The sequence below is a fragment of the bacterium genome (assembly GCA_009926305.1).
Lineage (GTDB): Bacteria > Bdellovibrionota_C > UBA2361 > UBA2361 > RFPC01 > RFPC01.
This window is the reverse complement of sequence record RFPC01000004.1, coordinates 40,449-54,080: the sequence shown is the minus strand read 5'-3', so window position 1 is coordinate 54,080 and position 13,632 is coordinate 40,449. Positions and strand designations below refer to the sequence as shown.

Genomic DNA, 13,632 nt, shown 5'->3' with positions numbered 1-13,632 from the left:
GCTACAGCCGTAGCTGTGAGGCTTCACTGGTTTCTGTTGACTCAAGGTTGCGAAACATCGCAAGGATAATGGCAAGACCTACAGCCGCTTCCGCTGCTGCAACCACCATCACGAAAAAAACAACAATCTCTCCATCAAGATTTCCCACCCGTCGAGAAAGAGCGACAAAAGCAATATTAGCCGCGTTTAACATGAGCTCTAGACACATGAAAGCAACAATTGCATTTCTCCTCACTACAAACCCAGTAGCCCCGATTGCAAACATGACGAGAGAGAGCAGGACATAGTGCCCCGAGTAATCCATATTCATCTCTAACGCCCTCCCTTTCCATAGTTCGTTTTCGCGAGCATCGCGGCCCCTACCAGTGCTGCCATTAAAAGAACTCCAGCTGCTTCAAACGGCAGCAAATATTCTGTATACAAAAGCTGTCCGACAGCCTCTACCGAACCGACAAGCGCCTCAGCAGGACCTACTTGTACTGGCCACTGAACAAGCACTTCTTGTCCCACCACCCCAATAAAAATCAGACTCGCAACACCCGCACCGATAAGCTGGAAGTATGTTCCGAGCGTCCTCTGCTCACTTTTTGCATTGAGTAACATCAAAACGAAGATCACAAGCACCATGATCGCACCGGCATAGACAATGATTTGCACCATTGCGAGAAAGTGTGCGCCAAGTGCCCCAAAGACACATGCCACTCCGACGAGATTCGCCACGAGAAAGAGCGCTGAATGAATTGGATTCTTTGACAACACGACACCCAGTGCTGACCCAATCAGTAATGCCCCAAGACAAACGACAACAATCGACATCTCTGATCCTTTACGAAAGTAGTTTAAATACGGCAGCTGCCAACAGGTTAATAATGCTCAATGGAAGAAGCATCTTCCATCCAATGTTCATCAACTGATCATAGCGAAAGCGTGGGAGTGTCCATCGGATTGTGATCTGTAGCACGCAGAAAAAGAGCACTTTCCCCATAAATACACCATGTCCAATGAGCGCTGCCCACCATGCACCTTCCGGAAGAGTCACGAATGGAACGTGCCAGCCTCCAAAAAAGAAAGTCGTAAGCACTATTGAAAAGAGGGCGATCTCTGCGAATTCACCAAGCCAAAAAAGAAGAAACTTCATTCCAGAATATTCAGTGAAGTACCCTGCAACGAGTTCCGACTCGCTCTCAGGCAAATCAAAAGGGCCTCGTTTTGTTTCAGCCATTCCGACAATAAATAGGATTATGAAGGCAATGAACCCCGTCGGGAACATGAACCACACGCCCCAGTTGAAAAGAGAACCTCCTTGGGCGTCAATAATCTGGTAGAGATCGAAAGTCGAAAAGTGAAGGACGATAGTGGCAAACGCAATTCCCATTGCCAGTTCGTACGAAATCATTTGAGCAGCAGCTCTCAATGCTCCCAGAAGGGAGAACTTATTATTTCCTGTCCAGCCTGCAAGCACTACACCATACACTGCGATCGAACCCATCGCGAGAAGAAAGAGCACCCCCGTAGAGATTTCCGCCACCTGAAACCGAATCGGGACTCCAAAGATCACTGCGTCTGGTGCAAGCGGAATGACAGCGAAAGCAAGAAACACCGGAAACACTGCCATGAAAGGACCAAGCGCATGTAAAAATACATTCGTGCCAGCGGGCACAAAATCTTCTTTTAACAATGCCTTGAGAGCATCATTCAGCAAGGTATTGATTACTCCGATAGAGCCCAAAAATCGGATGACAGCAAAAACAGGGGCCAGCACAAGCAGACGAATAGCTAGCGAGAATGGCTTTAGAAAAAGATTATTGGTCTTCAGCAGGTCTCCAACCACAAGGTTTGTACCTGCCCGATTCGCTCCGACTCGGTCCTGAATCAGGGCTGAACCTTTCCGTTCTACCCAGGTACAGAAAGACGCTAGTCCCAGTGTGACCTGTTGAACAATAAATCCTTTGATAAAAATTCCAATTACCGCATTCATGCTCTCTCACTCTCTCTCTCTGTAACTGTATTATTGCCATTCTCGCTCACCACAGCAGATTGCCGAAGCTGCGATGCATAGCTCACAAGATTGATTCCTCCCTGCTTGATGGCTCGGATTGAGAGTCCCGACAAGTCATCCACCGTCGAGAGGACTATGTTTGTCAGCTCTCTATCGCTCTCACACTCAACTAGCTTCTTCCCTAAACCTTGGGCGAGCAGATTGAGTGCTTTCCAGTCTTGGTACGTTCCATCGCGCAGAGGCACCACCTGTTGCGCGTACTGCAATCGATAATCTCTATTAATCAACATGCCGCTTTTCTCCAAGATACTTCTCCCTGGAATCACGACTCTTGAATTTTCGAATAGGGCCCCCTCTTTGTCTGACAGAATGCCAAGAGTAAAAGGAGTTCTGGTAAGAGCCTGCAAGAGTTCAATATCCCCCAGATCTCTCTCGTCAAGCGCCCGATCCCCCACAAAAATCACGTTATCGAAGTAATCCGACTTCAGAAGCTTTAAGGCGGCCACATACCCTTCCTCAAGAACATCACGTAATCCTGCGCTGCCGCTCCCGACTCTACAAAGCCGCTTGCTGCTACTCCGCTGATATAAGCCGCACCACAGAGATTTGCTCCATAGTCTGGGCTAATCAGTATCTGCTCGAGTTGTGTTAGCTCGCGCTGCCTGACAGCCGTTACCCACTGAGCGTCAGCGAGACACTTCTTCGTAAAGAGATCGACAACAGAATAGTCTTCCAGCGTCAGGTCTGGGGCGCACAAAAGAAGGGTCTTTCCTTTCTTTAACTCTCCGACAGTCTCTAACACCCCATCAAGTGACGCCGGCTCTCCTGCTACATATGCGCTCGCTACTCGCGAAGCTGGGAGGAATCGCTCAAAACCATAGCGCCCCTCATCGCACAACCACTCCTTATTCACATCAGCGTTGAGCCGAGCTTTGACTTGCACAACTTGGCCATCCCGCTCGTAAACCTTGACATTGCAGCCCGTAGAACATCCTGGACAGATGGAGTCCTTGGGATTGGCATACCAAATCCGAGTATTAAAACGCCAGTGGCGGTGGGTGAGCGCACCCACTGGGCAGAGATCCACAACAGTCCCTGAAAGCGGATTATCGAGCTCTCGCCCCTCTTTGACTGCTATCTGATACCGGTCACCTCGATTCAGTAAACCGATCTCTCCAGTTTCGGTAACCTCATCACAAAATCTGACACATCGAGTACAAGCAATACACCTCTCAGCATCAAGCATCACGGTTGAACCAAGTGGCACCGCTTTCGGTTTATTCTCCTTTACTTCAAGAAATCGGCTCGGCTTCGCATTGTACTCGTAATGATAGTCCTGGAGTTTACAGTGTCCGGCCTGGTCACAAACGGTGCAATCCAACGGATGATTGATCAATAACAGCTCCATGGTAGAAGCCTGGGTCTCCCGAACTTTTTCGCTCGTTTGATGCGTTCTTACCACCATCCCTTCGGCCACCTGGGTATGGCATCCAATCATAAGCTTCGGTGCACCCTCAACCTCCACCTGACAGATTCGACAGTTACCTGGTACGCTCAGGTGCGGATGATAACAATAAAACGGAATTTCTATCTCAAGCGATTTGGCTGCCTCGATAATGTTCGTTCCCTTCGGAACCGAGACTTCTTTGCCATCTATTGTCAGTGTTACCATCTCAGTTTGCGGTGTATCAGCCATTTACCTTCCTAGCCCTCTTGTTCTTCCTTCACCCAGCCTTCCTCAATCCAGCCTTGTTCCACTCAGTGCATCCCTGCCTCAAAGTCTATCGATTCTCTGCGAGGCTCCACTCCCTTCATGACCTCAGCAATCCGTGTTCTGAATTGATTCCTGAATTTTTTCAAGAAGCTTCTGTAAGGCAACACCATGGTATCTCCGAATGCACAGATGGTATGTCCCCCAATTTGATCGCAGAGACTTTCAACAAGCTCTATGTCACCTGGCTGCCCATGCCCTTTTGCTATGCGTGCAAAGATTTTTTCTATCCAGTGCGCTCCCTCGCGACACGGCGTGCACTGACCGCACGATTCATGCGCATAGAACCGGGACAGGCTCAGTACCGCCTCGATCGGATCTGTCGTTTCATCCATCACCATAAAGCCTGCACAACCGAGACTAGAACCTGCATTCGCCAGTGAGTCGTAATCAAGATTTACCCCCGCACACTCTTCTGCAGTAAGCACGTTCACCGAAGAGCCCCCAGGAATGACCCCCATCAGCGCATTTCCATCACGCACCCCACCACACTCCTCTTCTATGAACTGGAGGAGCGAGTAACCCATCTCAACTTCATACACCCCGGGCTGGTTCAAATGACCAGAGGCCGAAACAAGCTTCGTCCCTGTGGAGTTCTCAACCCCAATAGCAGCAAAGGCTTCTCCGCCGTTTTCTATAATCCAAGGAATATTCGCGAGTGTTTCAACATTATTGATGACGGTCGGACACCCATAAAGCCCTGACACAGCGGGGAACGGTGGTTTAAGACGGGGTTGTCCCTTCTTCCCTTCAAGAGATTCGAGTAAAGCAGTTTCTTCACCGCAAATATACGCACCAGCACCGCGGTGCACGACCATGTGGTGTTTCCAACCACTCCCACAAACATTATCTCCTAAAAACCCACGTTCATACGCTTCATCGATAGCGCGTTGAATTTGCACATACGGGTACGCATACTCGCCCCGAATATAGATGCATGACCACTCACTTTGCAGTGCCCAAGCGGAGCAAAGCATCCCTTCAATCACGAGATGCGGATCGCGCTCTAGTAACACTCTGTCTTTAAAAGTGCCTGGCTCACTCTCATCTGCATTGTTAATGAGGTATACTGGCTTCCCCGAATCGCGTGGGACAAACCCCCATTTCATGCCAGTGGGAAAGCCCGCCCCGCCTCTACCTCGCAACTTCGATGTTTTTACCTCTTCAATAATCTTCAGAGGATCCATCTCTAGCGTTTTCTTCAGAATCTCGTACGCACCGCGCTGAATCGCTGTATCAATTTTGTGCTGGTCTTTCTCTCGCACATTCTTCAACAAAATTTGCTTGTGCTCTGCCATTCCCTTCTTCCTACTCAATCTCCGGAGCAGCCCGCCCCCGTGCACCTACCAAATGAGATGTCCAGCGGGTCTGTCCTTCTCTAAATCACCTCAGACTTTGAATACCCATCAAGCCCACTGCCAAGCTCATCGCGCTTTTGCGAGTACGTGAGATCGGGCCTAGACTTCTCGATACTGTCTAACACCGTCTTTAACTTCTCCGGTGTCAAATTCTCGAAGTACGTATCATTAATTTCACACATCGGCGCCGTCCCACACGAACCAAGGCACTCGACATGTTCATAACTGAACATCCCGTCTTCTGTTACTTGCTTCGGCTCGACCCCAAGTCTTTCGTGAAGATACTCCATCAATTTCTTTGCTCCACACAGACCACACGACAAGGTGCGGCACACCTGAATGTGGTACTTCCCGAGCGGCTCCTTCCGATACATCGTATAAAATGTAACTAACTCCATTACATGAGCTGGAGAAATGCCAACCTGTTCACTAATCCAATCCACAGCCGCATCAGAGATATGGCCATGCTCCTCTTGAACCAAATAGAGAATCGGCATGACAGCCGACTCGGGTTGGGGGTACTTCGCCTTGAGCTCGTTGACTTTCTGCTCGCTCTCCGGAGACATTGAAAAACTCATTACTTCTTTCCTCTTATTCCTTTCTCATCCGAACCACTCGACTTCCGCACCAACCGTTACTGTACCCGAGCATCTGTCCATTCCTGTTTTTATCGATCACACTCTCCACCGATCATGTTCACCATCCCAAAGGTTGGCACCACGTCTGCTATGGTCTCTCCTAATAACATTTCACGAACTGCTCCCATGTGTATAAAAGAAGGGGCTCTCACATGAACCTTGTACGGTCGACCCGTACCGTCAGAAACCGTGTAGAATCCAAGTTCCCCGTTTCCACCTTCTACCGGGATGTAGACATCTCCCTTCGGAGGCTGAACACCAAAAATCACCATCTCAAAGTGATTAATCATTCCGTCGATAGAGCTGTACACCTCGTCCTTTGGATTGAGAACGATTCGTGGGTCTTCAAGTGAAATCTCACCGTCAGGCAAGTTCTCCATCGCCTGCTCACAAATACGCATTGATTCAATGAGTTCTTGAAATCGCACCAAGAATCGATCGTAATTATCTCCCTTTGTTCCAAGCGGGACCTCAAAGTCAAAGTCCTCGTAGCTAGAGTAAGGGAAATCTCGTCGAACGTCGTAATCAAGCCCCGAGGCGCGAGCAAGTGGTCCAGTCAAACTGAAGTCTGCCGCCTGTTCTGCACTCAACGCCCCGACATCGCACATCCGATCAATAAAAATTCTGTTCCGCGTCAGAAGACGGTCGCTGTTATCTAAATGCCTTCGGATTCCCGTAAATGCCTCCGCCATACGATCGCCGAATCCCTCGGGAAGGTCGTCCTTGAGTCCTCCCACCCTTCCGTACGAAATGGTGAGACGCGCTCCCGTCACCTCCTCAATCAGCTCCCACAAATACTCTCGAGCTTGCATCAAATAGAGCATCACGGTGAACGCTCCGAGCTCCATCGCGGAAGCACCAAGGCACGTTAAGTGGTCACACATACGCGACAACTCTGACATGACCACTCGTATGTACTGTGCCCGCTTTGGAACTTCTACTCCCAAAAGCTTTTCGACCGTTAAACACCAGCCGACGTTATTGATGATCGGTGAAACGTAATTCAATCGATCCGCATAGGGCATTACCTTGTTGTAATCAACCGTCTCACACATCTTCTCAAAACCTCTGTGTAAATATCCAAGCTCAACATCTGCGTCGAGTATCTTCTCGCCCGAAAGCTCGGCAACAATACGAACGGTTCCGTGTGTTGCAGGGTGAGCGGGTCCCAGGTTCAAAATCATGGTTTCAGAATGAAGGTCATCCCCCTCTTTCCGAGGGCGCATATGGGTTGTTACACCACCTATTCCGTAATCTACATTTAAGAGTTCTTTCATCTTCCCTTCTCTCGCCGTTTCACTCGATGCTGTCCGCCGTTTTTATCCCTTCGTTATGATCAACTATCCCCTACCGATTTGTACGAGCTCACTGCGGTGCATATGTCGGGCTGTGTTTTCAACCTCTGGTGCCCGTAAAGGAATGCGAGGCTGCTTCCCTTGAACTGGGTAGTCCTTCCTGAGTGGGTACCCCTTAAACTCGTCGTACATAAGAATTCTCCGGAGATCGGGATGGCCCTCAAACTCAATGCCGTACATGTCGAAGACTTCCCTTTCAAGAAAGTTCGCTCCAGCCCACAGTTGCGACACTGAGGCAATTCTCGGTGACTGCTCTGGGAGATCTACTTTCACCCGTAATCGGTGATGAGTAGAAAGGCTGAGCATATGATATACAACCTCAAACCTATCTTCGCGCTCATCCATCCAATCGACAGCGGTAACGTCCAGGAACATGTTAAAAGCAAGTTCACTATCAAGTTTCAGTAGACGGAAAAAGTCAGACACCCCCTCTGCGCGAATTCTTACCTCGGCATCCCCCAGAGAAACTCCAGACTCTAGAATATAGTCGCCCAACTTCTCCTGAAGCTTCCCGAGGAGCTCCTCGCTTTTTTGACCTCTCTCTTCATCGCTCACTGGCATACACTTCACCCATTCTCTCATTTTCAACGGCAGCAGAATCGCCTTTCTCACCACCACTTGAGCCGCACAGATTCCCCGAGCCAACTCGTCTCTTAACGCTAGTCAGATCTGAAGAAAAAATCACCCCCTCAGGAGCTATTTCGACGCAAAACTCGCCAATTCCTCACGGCCTCAAGCACGGTAATACACGCAGTACCGCGGGGCAACTCCATTAAAACGCACCGGAAACACAGGGGATGGACTCACGAATTACCGAAAACCTTACACCGCTCGCTTCACCCCGGCGATGAACGATGAGGACCACGAAAATCATGCGAGAGACTCCACCTGCTGACGAGTTGATTTATGGGAAAGAACTGCGTAGCTTCTTTCCTCTTATCAGTAGAGCCATGGAAGAGAATAAAGAATCAAACGCTGTTTCAGGAGCTGAGTTAGCGCTCCTTGAAGAGGAAGCGCGTATCCTTGCTTCAACGCTTGAGTCGTTACAAACGCAGTGCGAGGCTAAGGCTCGTCGTCTGACGGAAGAAGATCAACGATCCCGTTTACTTACGGCGGAGCTGGTTGCTGCCCAGCGAGATGAAGACAAACAAATGCTCGCTTCAGATGAAGCAGTATCCCATGCACTAAAACACAACCATTCTGATGAAGTGAAGGCGCTTTCCAAGCTTCTCAAACGTCCCTACTTTGCGCGTTTCGTAATCGAAGAAGAGAGCTCCGACCTGAGCCGAAATGGAAATTCCGGGGCTCCAACTCAGTATGACTACCGACTTGGCTACTCAGCCAACCCTGAATGCAGGATTATTGATTGGCGGAAATCTCCCCTCGCAAAAATCTACTACGAGTACCAGGAAGGAGATGAGTACTGCGAAGACGTTCAGGGACGTGAGCGCGAGGGACGGCTACTGCTCAAACATCCAGTTCGAATCGAGAACGGGGCGCTGAAAAGCGTTACCACTCGATATGGCACCTTTTCATTAACAGATGGCGCCTGGTTGCGAACCAACAACGCGCACCCCGCGGGCAATGGTGGAATCAAAAGCATCCTTCCTCTCATTACCGCCGAACAATTCAAGACAATTACCGAAGATGCAAGAACAGCTGTGCTCATCCAAGGGATTGCTGGCTCAGGAAAAACTACGGTTGCACTGCACCGTCTGGCTTGGCTTCTCCACGAAAGCAACTCTGATATAAGCTCGGAGGAGTGCGCAGTTATAGTCCGAAATGAAGTGCTTGCTGAGTTCATTAAAATGACCCTTGATGCGATTGAGATCGCTGATGTACCCGTCTATACCTTTGAACAGTGGAAGAGTAAGGTCATTCAAAACATTGCACCTGAACTCAGTCTTTCGACTGACCTGGATTCCCATTCAAAATTTCCGAGAGGCTTCACCACCGTCCTCTATTCTGAAGAGTTTTTTGAAGAATATGAAGCACAGCTCAAACTGCTCGACAGCTCGTCCACAAAAGCTCAAACGCATTCTCAACAGTATGGTAGTTTGCTTACTCAAACTCTTCTGTCGTTTTCATCACGACATCCAAAACTTCTTGAAGTCACTGGTGGTAGCACTAATGAGATAATTGAGTATCTAGAAAACATACAAATACATAATTCAGTGCCACACGTTCTCTCGAATAGCTTGCTCCGATTCCTACTTCATTCTCACCTCTTGAAGACTTCAAAAGAGGACCTCTCTTCACCCGTTCGATTCCGGCATCTCGTGGTAGATGAACTTCAAGACTATTCATTCATAAGCCTCGCATCACTCATGAATTCTGTAGAGAGCACCAGAGACCTCACGCTTGTAGGAGACGTTGGACAAGCGCTTTCAGCCGATGAAAATTTTATTGGCTGGGACCGCCTAAAAGAAGTATGGCAAATTGAGCTAGGAAGCAGTGCAACATTCTTCACCTTAGAGGTAAGCTACCGCTCAACACTTCCGATCATGCGATTGGCATCATACGTTTCAAGACGCTCATCACCGAAAGAAGGGCGCAGCGGAAGGGTCCCCATCTGGTTCCACTGTGAGAACGAAGAGCGTGCTACCGAGGCAGCTCTTGATTGGCTGATGAAAGCCCTCGAACGCTATCCTACGAGTTTGTCAGCTGTCCTGTGCAGCACTCTTGACGAGGCAACGCAGGCGTACTCACTTCTTAAGCCCCGCTTTGGTCCTCAAGTTCGCATGGGCAAACCAGGGAATTTCTCATTCGATCAAGGGCTGATCGTCACCGCCATCGACTACGCAAAGGGACTCGAATTCACGAACGTCTTAATCTGGAATCCGTCATCGAAAGCATTTCCTCAAAACGATACGCTGGCAAGCAACCGACTATATGTGGCTATAACGAGAGCAGAAGAAAATCTGGCACTTGTCTCTTACGGAAGGTACTCCAAACTCCTTCCGCCAATAGATTCAAAGTTCGTCAGGGGCTATAACTATCTTGATTTACTTGAGAGCTAATCGAAGCAGCCTGAACGACCCTCTTCCTGAAAGACGGTACGAAATATCCGCTTAGAACATACCTCTTCAGAAAAGTGCAGCTCGCTCTACGAGTCTTTCGTAATTTAATTGCAACTCCACGTCGTTCACCGTTTTTTTATTAATTATTCTGCTTACTTTGACGACATCAGCAAAAGGAGTGTTCTATGCAGCGGACTGTTAAAACGCTTGTCTTGTCACCTACATCCTTCGTAAGAAAAGGGTTAAAGGAGTGTCTTCAGTTCTCTAGGCACAAAACACTCGTCTATGACAAAAGGGGCTGGAAAGCAGCTCTGAATACCATCAAGTTTGAAAGAAATGTGGATGTTATTTTTATCTACTCCCTGATTGCTCCATCAGACATCCAACTGCTCCAGAATGCCGTGAAAGACCTTGAACTTGACTCTCCACCCATTTTCATCATGGCACTTCATCCTGGACACCTAGAGCGATTTTACATTTCACAGCAATTGTTCGATGGCTTTGAGGGATTTATTCGGGAACCGTTTTCTGCTGAAGAAGTCAATAACATCATTGATATTGTCTTAGAGAATCGTGAAACCAACCTTCAAAAGGAGATTTCATCAGTACGCATCCTGCAATTCTTGGTCAAAGATGCGCTCACCCTTGTTGATGGAGCAGCGTTGGAGCGCTTGCAGGAGAAGGCAAAGGGGCGAGGTTTTAATCAAAAAAAAATGCGGCTATTAAAAGAAAAATTAGATATTTTCAATCTTGAGGCGACGAATGAACAGGTCTTGAGAATTCTCGATTTAGAAATTGAAATCCAGTCTGAGCATCTTGATGTCTCACTTTTTGAACGGAGAGAAGAGAAGGTACGATTCGCCGAGCATCCAGGTAAAGTCATCACACGGATTATTGAATCGCGAAATCTCACTCAAGCGAGACTATGCGAAATGTTGTCCTCTGATGAGGAGCAGATAAAACGAGTTCTAGAACAACAGGAGGGCTTAACGCCTTAACTTGCTACACAACTCTCGCGTGTGCTTGGGAAACACGAGAAGTATTGGATGGGACTTCAAAACTCGTATGAGCGTTACCAGGAGCATATAAACTCCTAGTGATACGTCACTCCGTATTTTGCCTCCAGCTCTTCCAACTCTTCGGCGAATCCGCCATTGAGAATTGGCCAACGACACCATGTTCGCGGATCTAAATTCATGTGGTCGACGTGAAAGCAAGGCGCAAGCCGCTCCCGCTTCCACTGATTACGAGCAAACAAGATAAAGAACTTCCTGAGCCATTGCATGAGTTCAGCAGAGGAATACTCCTTTCCAAACGTTGCGAGAAGCTCCGGGTAAATCTCCACAGGAGATTGCGCTCTCCTCATAAAATGCTCTTCGATGAAAGCGCAAACTTCGTAAGGTCCAAGTTCTCCCTCATCTGATTGATGCGCTTCCAATGGCAGTAGCTCTGCACTTGGGGTGAGAGTATTCACCTTATGCAAACCCTCAACTGGTGCATCCCCTGAAGGACCGACCTTTTCCATCCATACAAGCCATCGACGCAAAAATGCTTTGTCGACCCCACCAATTGGATTGAGCCCACCAGCAGTGTCACCATCCATGGTACAATATCCGAGAGCGGATTCGCTCCGGTTACTCGTGGTTAACAGCAGCTTTCCTTCGGCATTCGCAAGCGCCCACGGAAGAGGATTGCGAAGGCGTGCCTGAAGATTCTGGAGCACGAGACCATCTTTTTCATAGGTCAACCCCTCTCCTCCCAAACACCTTTCGATCTCTTGTTGGTAGCTCGCCACCCATTCATCGATCTCAACTTCGTGATGCAGGCTTCCAACGCTCTTGGCCACGGCTTGCGCTGCCTCTTTCGTCTCTAGGGAATTATTCTTCGTCTGCTGCCACACCGTAGTGAGAAATTTGGTTCGCAGCTCTTCTTCAGAGGCTGGCACTTCTGAATCATTGAGATATCCAAGTCGTTCTCTCATCCCCTCAACCCCAAGCGCTCTGAAAGCCCGACCCACAGCAAGTCCCGCAAGCAATGAGACGGAGCTCGAATCACACCCACCACTGAGCGAGACAACAAACCCCCTTAAACGGCTCTTCCGCATATAATCAAAGAGGGCCAAAGACACTGCTCGCACAAACTCCTCAAAATTTGGAGAATCTGAATACTCCCAACCCTCCTCACCAACCGACTGGTACTGAAGTGTTCCTTCTTTTTTGATTTCTCTCACTGCAAACGAGCTTTCCACGCACGTTACCCCTTCAATATCTTGACCAGGCTTTGGATCCGCCCAATGCTTCTTTGCGACAAGCGTTCGTGAATAGTCAATATCAATGTCAGCTGTTGTAATGAGGTGATCTCCGTACGTGAAGCGCTCCCCACGGGCAATCATCTCTCCATCAAGCGCAATCAGGTTCCCCCCATCATAAATCTGCCGACCCGACTCACATCCAAGTAAATTTGCATAGACATACGCGCAAGAAAAAGCTCGGGAGCCCTCAAGCACAAACAGATCTCGAATCTTTTTCTTCCCGAATGCGAAGTGACTTGCACTTGGATTACACTCAATATCAACCTCAGATGCAGCATGTTTCCGAGCTGGGCGCTCGGTCGTCCACGCCTCTTCACATATCTCGTAACCAACTCGCACTCCTTGAATATCAAAGATCAGGTCTCCGATCGGATACACCGCTCCGAATAAACGGACCTGATCCGTGATTCCCTCTGGCCACGCCTTAAACCATCGAGGTTCATAGTGAATCCCATCTCCAGCAAGAGACTTCTTCGGAATAACACCGAGAATCTCGCCATCCGCGCAAACAACAGTACAGTTATAAAGGGCTCGATGCAGAAAGATTGGCAAACCTAGATTTACAACCAGACCTTTCGTGTGTGGCAGTATCTCCTTAAGAGCTTTTTGAGCTAAATGCGAGGTTACTGGATGAGAGAAGCTGTCTTCACAGCCATATCCAGAAATGCACAGTTCAGGTAGGCACGCGACTGACACCTCCCGCCTGTTCAGTTCATCGAGAGCCTCTTTTATCCTCGCGGCATTTCCGCTCCAGTCCCCAGCAGTTTGATTAAGACTGACGGCTGCAACTCTGATAACTTTCATTCTCTTTCCTCTCTATGGACACTGCTAATGATATGCCCTTGAAACAACTGTCTCATTCAGAGATTTCACTCTCCAACTCAAACGCCTCTGAGGCCAATAGGAGCGGAATTCCACCCCTGATCGGATAAACTCTTTTTCCTGCATTACAGAGAAGTGCGCCTTCTAATTCGCTGACCGCTTGCTTTCCATCTACGGCAATCAGGTCACCTGCTCTCACCAATTCATTAAGTTTGGCGAGCACCTTTTCATTTGCCAACGTGAGCTTCTCTTGCGTTACAGGGCACTGTAAAAACTCCAAGACTTCGGGCTGCATCCTCACACCTCCTCTCACTACTTAATCTGTCTGGCTCATCTCTTCATAGCTTACGTTGGCATT

The 13,632-nt window shown here is 48.7% G+C and carries 13 protein-coding genes; 2 read left to right on the top strand and 11 right to left on the bottom strand.

From position 1 onward, the window contains the following. Nucleotide 1: 1 nt before the first annotated feature. The 9 genes from nuoK to EBR25_01570 form a co-directional block, all read right to left on the bottom strand. Nucleotides 2-310: an NADH-quinone oxidoreductase subunit NuoK gene (nuoK, locus tag EBR25_01610; protein NBW39678.1), complete on the bottom strand. Its 309-nt coding sequence runs from the start codon at nucleotides 308-310 to the stop codon at nucleotides 2-4. A 2-nt stretch (nucleotides 311-312) separates the two neighbouring features. Further along, a complete protein-coding gene (locus EBR25_01605; protein ID NBW39677.1) occupies nucleotides 313-816 on the bottom strand; it encodes an NADH-quinone oxidoreductase subunit J in 504 nt (167 codons plus the stop codon). 10 nt (nucleotides 817-826) lie between these two features. Next, complete coding sequence (locus EBR25_01600) at nucleotides 827-1,978, bottom strand: NADH-quinone oxidoreductase subunit H (protein NBW39676.1); 1,152 nt, start codon at nucleotides 1,976-1,978, stop codon at nucleotides 827-829. Further along, the gene (locus tag EBR25_01595; GenBank protein ID NBW39675.1) at nucleotides 1,975-2,505 is read right to left on the bottom strand and encodes a hypothetical protein; all 531 of its coding nucleotides are present in this window, start codon (nucleotides 2,503-2,505) and stop codon (nucleotides 1,975-1,977) included. Before EBR25_01595 ends, EBR25_01600 begins: the two co-directional genes overlap by 4 nt. Next, nucleotides 2,493-3,695, bottom strand: a complete 1,203-nt coding sequence (locus EBR25_01590) for a hypothetical protein (GenBank protein NBW39674.1) — start codon at nucleotides 3,693-3,695, stop codon at nucleotides 2,493-2,495. Before EBR25_01590 ends, EBR25_01595 begins: the two co-directional genes overlap by 13 nt. A gap of 62 nt (nucleotides 3,696-3,757) precedes the next feature. Beyond that, a complete protein-coding gene (gene nuoF, locus EBR25_01585; GenBank protein NBW39673.1) occupies nucleotides 3,758-5,068 on the bottom strand; it encodes an NADH oxidoreductase (quinone) subunit F in 1,311 nt (436 codons plus the stop codon). Between the two features lie 80 nt (nucleotides 5,069-5,148). After that, entirely contained in the window at nucleotides 5,149-5,706 is a 558-nt protein-coding gene (locus EBR25_01580) for an NAD(P)H-dependent oxidoreductase subunit E (protein ID NBW39672.1), read from the bottom strand. Nucleotides 5,707-5,795: 89 nt separating this feature from the next. Continuing rightward, nucleotides 5,796-6,992: an NADH dehydrogenase (quinone) subunit D gene (gene nuoD, locus EBR25_01575; GenBank protein ID NBW39671.1), complete on the bottom strand. Its 1,197-nt coding sequence runs from the start codon at nucleotides 6,990-6,992 to the stop codon at nucleotides 5,796-5,798. 114 nt (nucleotides 6,993-7,106) lie between these two features. Continuing rightward, on the bottom strand, nucleotides 7,107-7,766 hold the full coding sequence (locus tag EBR25_01570; protein ID NBW39670.1) for an NADH-quinone oxidoreductase subunit C: 660 nt from the start codon (nucleotides 7,764-7,766) through the stop codon (nucleotides 7,107-7,109). Nucleotides 7,767-7,975: 209 nt separating this feature from the next. Here EBR25_01570 and EBR25_01565 point away from each other — a divergent pair, with 209 nt between their 5' ends. Both EBR25_01565 and EBR25_01560 read left to right on the top strand, forming a co-directional pair. Beyond that, nucleotides 7,976-10,141 carry a hypothetical protein gene (locus EBR25_01565; GenBank protein ID NBW39669.1) on the top strand — a complete coding sequence of 722 codons (2,166 nt, stop codon included), beginning with the start codon at nucleotides 7,976-7,978 and terminating at the stop codon, nucleotides 10,139-10,141. A gap of 185 nt (nucleotides 10,142-10,326) precedes the next feature. Next, on the top strand, nucleotides 10,327-11,139 hold the full coding sequence (locus tag EBR25_01560) for a hypothetical protein (GenBank protein ID NBW39668.1): 813 nt from the start codon (nucleotides 10,327-10,329) through the stop codon (nucleotides 11,137-11,139). Nucleotides 11,140-11,234: 95 nt separating this feature from the next. Here the strand turns inward: EBR25_01560 and nadE are convergent, their stop codons facing one another. Both nadE and EBR25_01550 read right to left on the bottom strand, forming a co-directional pair. Next, nucleotides 11,235-13,256 (bottom strand): NAD(+) synthase, encoded by a 2,022-nt coding sequence (nadE, locus tag EBR25_01555; GenBank protein ID NBW39667.1) that lies wholly within the window; start codon nucleotides 13,254-13,256, stop codon nucleotides 11,235-11,237. A 52-nt stretch (nucleotides 13,257-13,308) separates the two neighbouring features. Next, nucleotides 13,309-13,569 carry a hypothetical protein gene (locus tag EBR25_01550; GenBank protein NBW39666.1) on the bottom strand — a complete coding sequence of 87 codons (261 nt, stop codon included), beginning with the start codon at nucleotides 13,567-13,569 and terminating at the stop codon, nucleotides 13,309-13,311. Nucleotides 13,570-13,632: the final 63 nt, after the last annotated feature.

Coding starts and splice junctions, on each gene's coding strand:
- nuoK (NBW39678.1), bottom strand. CDS start 310: ATGAATATGGATTACTCGGGGCACTATGTCCTGCTCTCTCTCGTCATG.
- EBR25_01605 (NBW39677.1), bottom strand. CDS start 816: ATGTCGATTGTTGTCGTTTGTCTTGGGGCATTACTGATTGGGTCAGCA.
- EBR25_01600 (NBW39676.1), bottom strand. CDS start 1,978: ATGAATGCGGTAATTGGAATTTTTATCAAAGGATTTATTGTTCAACAG.
- EBR25_01590 (NBW39674.1), bottom strand. CDS start 3,695: ATGGCTGATACACCGCAAACTGAGATGGTAACACTGACAATAGATGGC.
- nuoF (NBW39673.1), bottom strand. CDS start 5,068: ATGGCAGAGCACAAGCAAATTTTGTTGAAGAATGTGCGAGAGAAAGAC.
- EBR25_01580 (NBW39672.1), bottom strand. CDS start 5,706: ATGAGTTTTTCAATGTCTCCGGAGAGCGAGCAGAAAGTCAACGAGCTC.
- nuoD (NBW39671.1), bottom strand. CDS start 6,992: ATGCGCCCTCGGAAAGAGGGGGATGACCTTCATTCTGAAACCATGATT.
- EBR25_01565 (NBW39669.1), top strand. CDS start 7,976: ATGAGGACCACGAAAATCATGCGAGAGACTCCACCTGCTGACGAGTTG.
- EBR25_01560 (NBW39668.1), top strand. CDS start 10,327: ATGCAGCGGACTGTTAAAACGCTTGTCTTGTCACCTACATCCTTCGTA.
- nadE (NBW39667.1), bottom strand. CDS start 13,256: ATGAAAGTTATCAGAGTTGCAGCCGTCAGTCTTAATCAAACTGCTGGG.
- EBR25_01550 (NBW39666.1), bottom strand. CDS start 13,569: ATGCAGCCCGAAGTCTTGGAGTTTTTACAGTGCCCTGTAACGCAAGAG.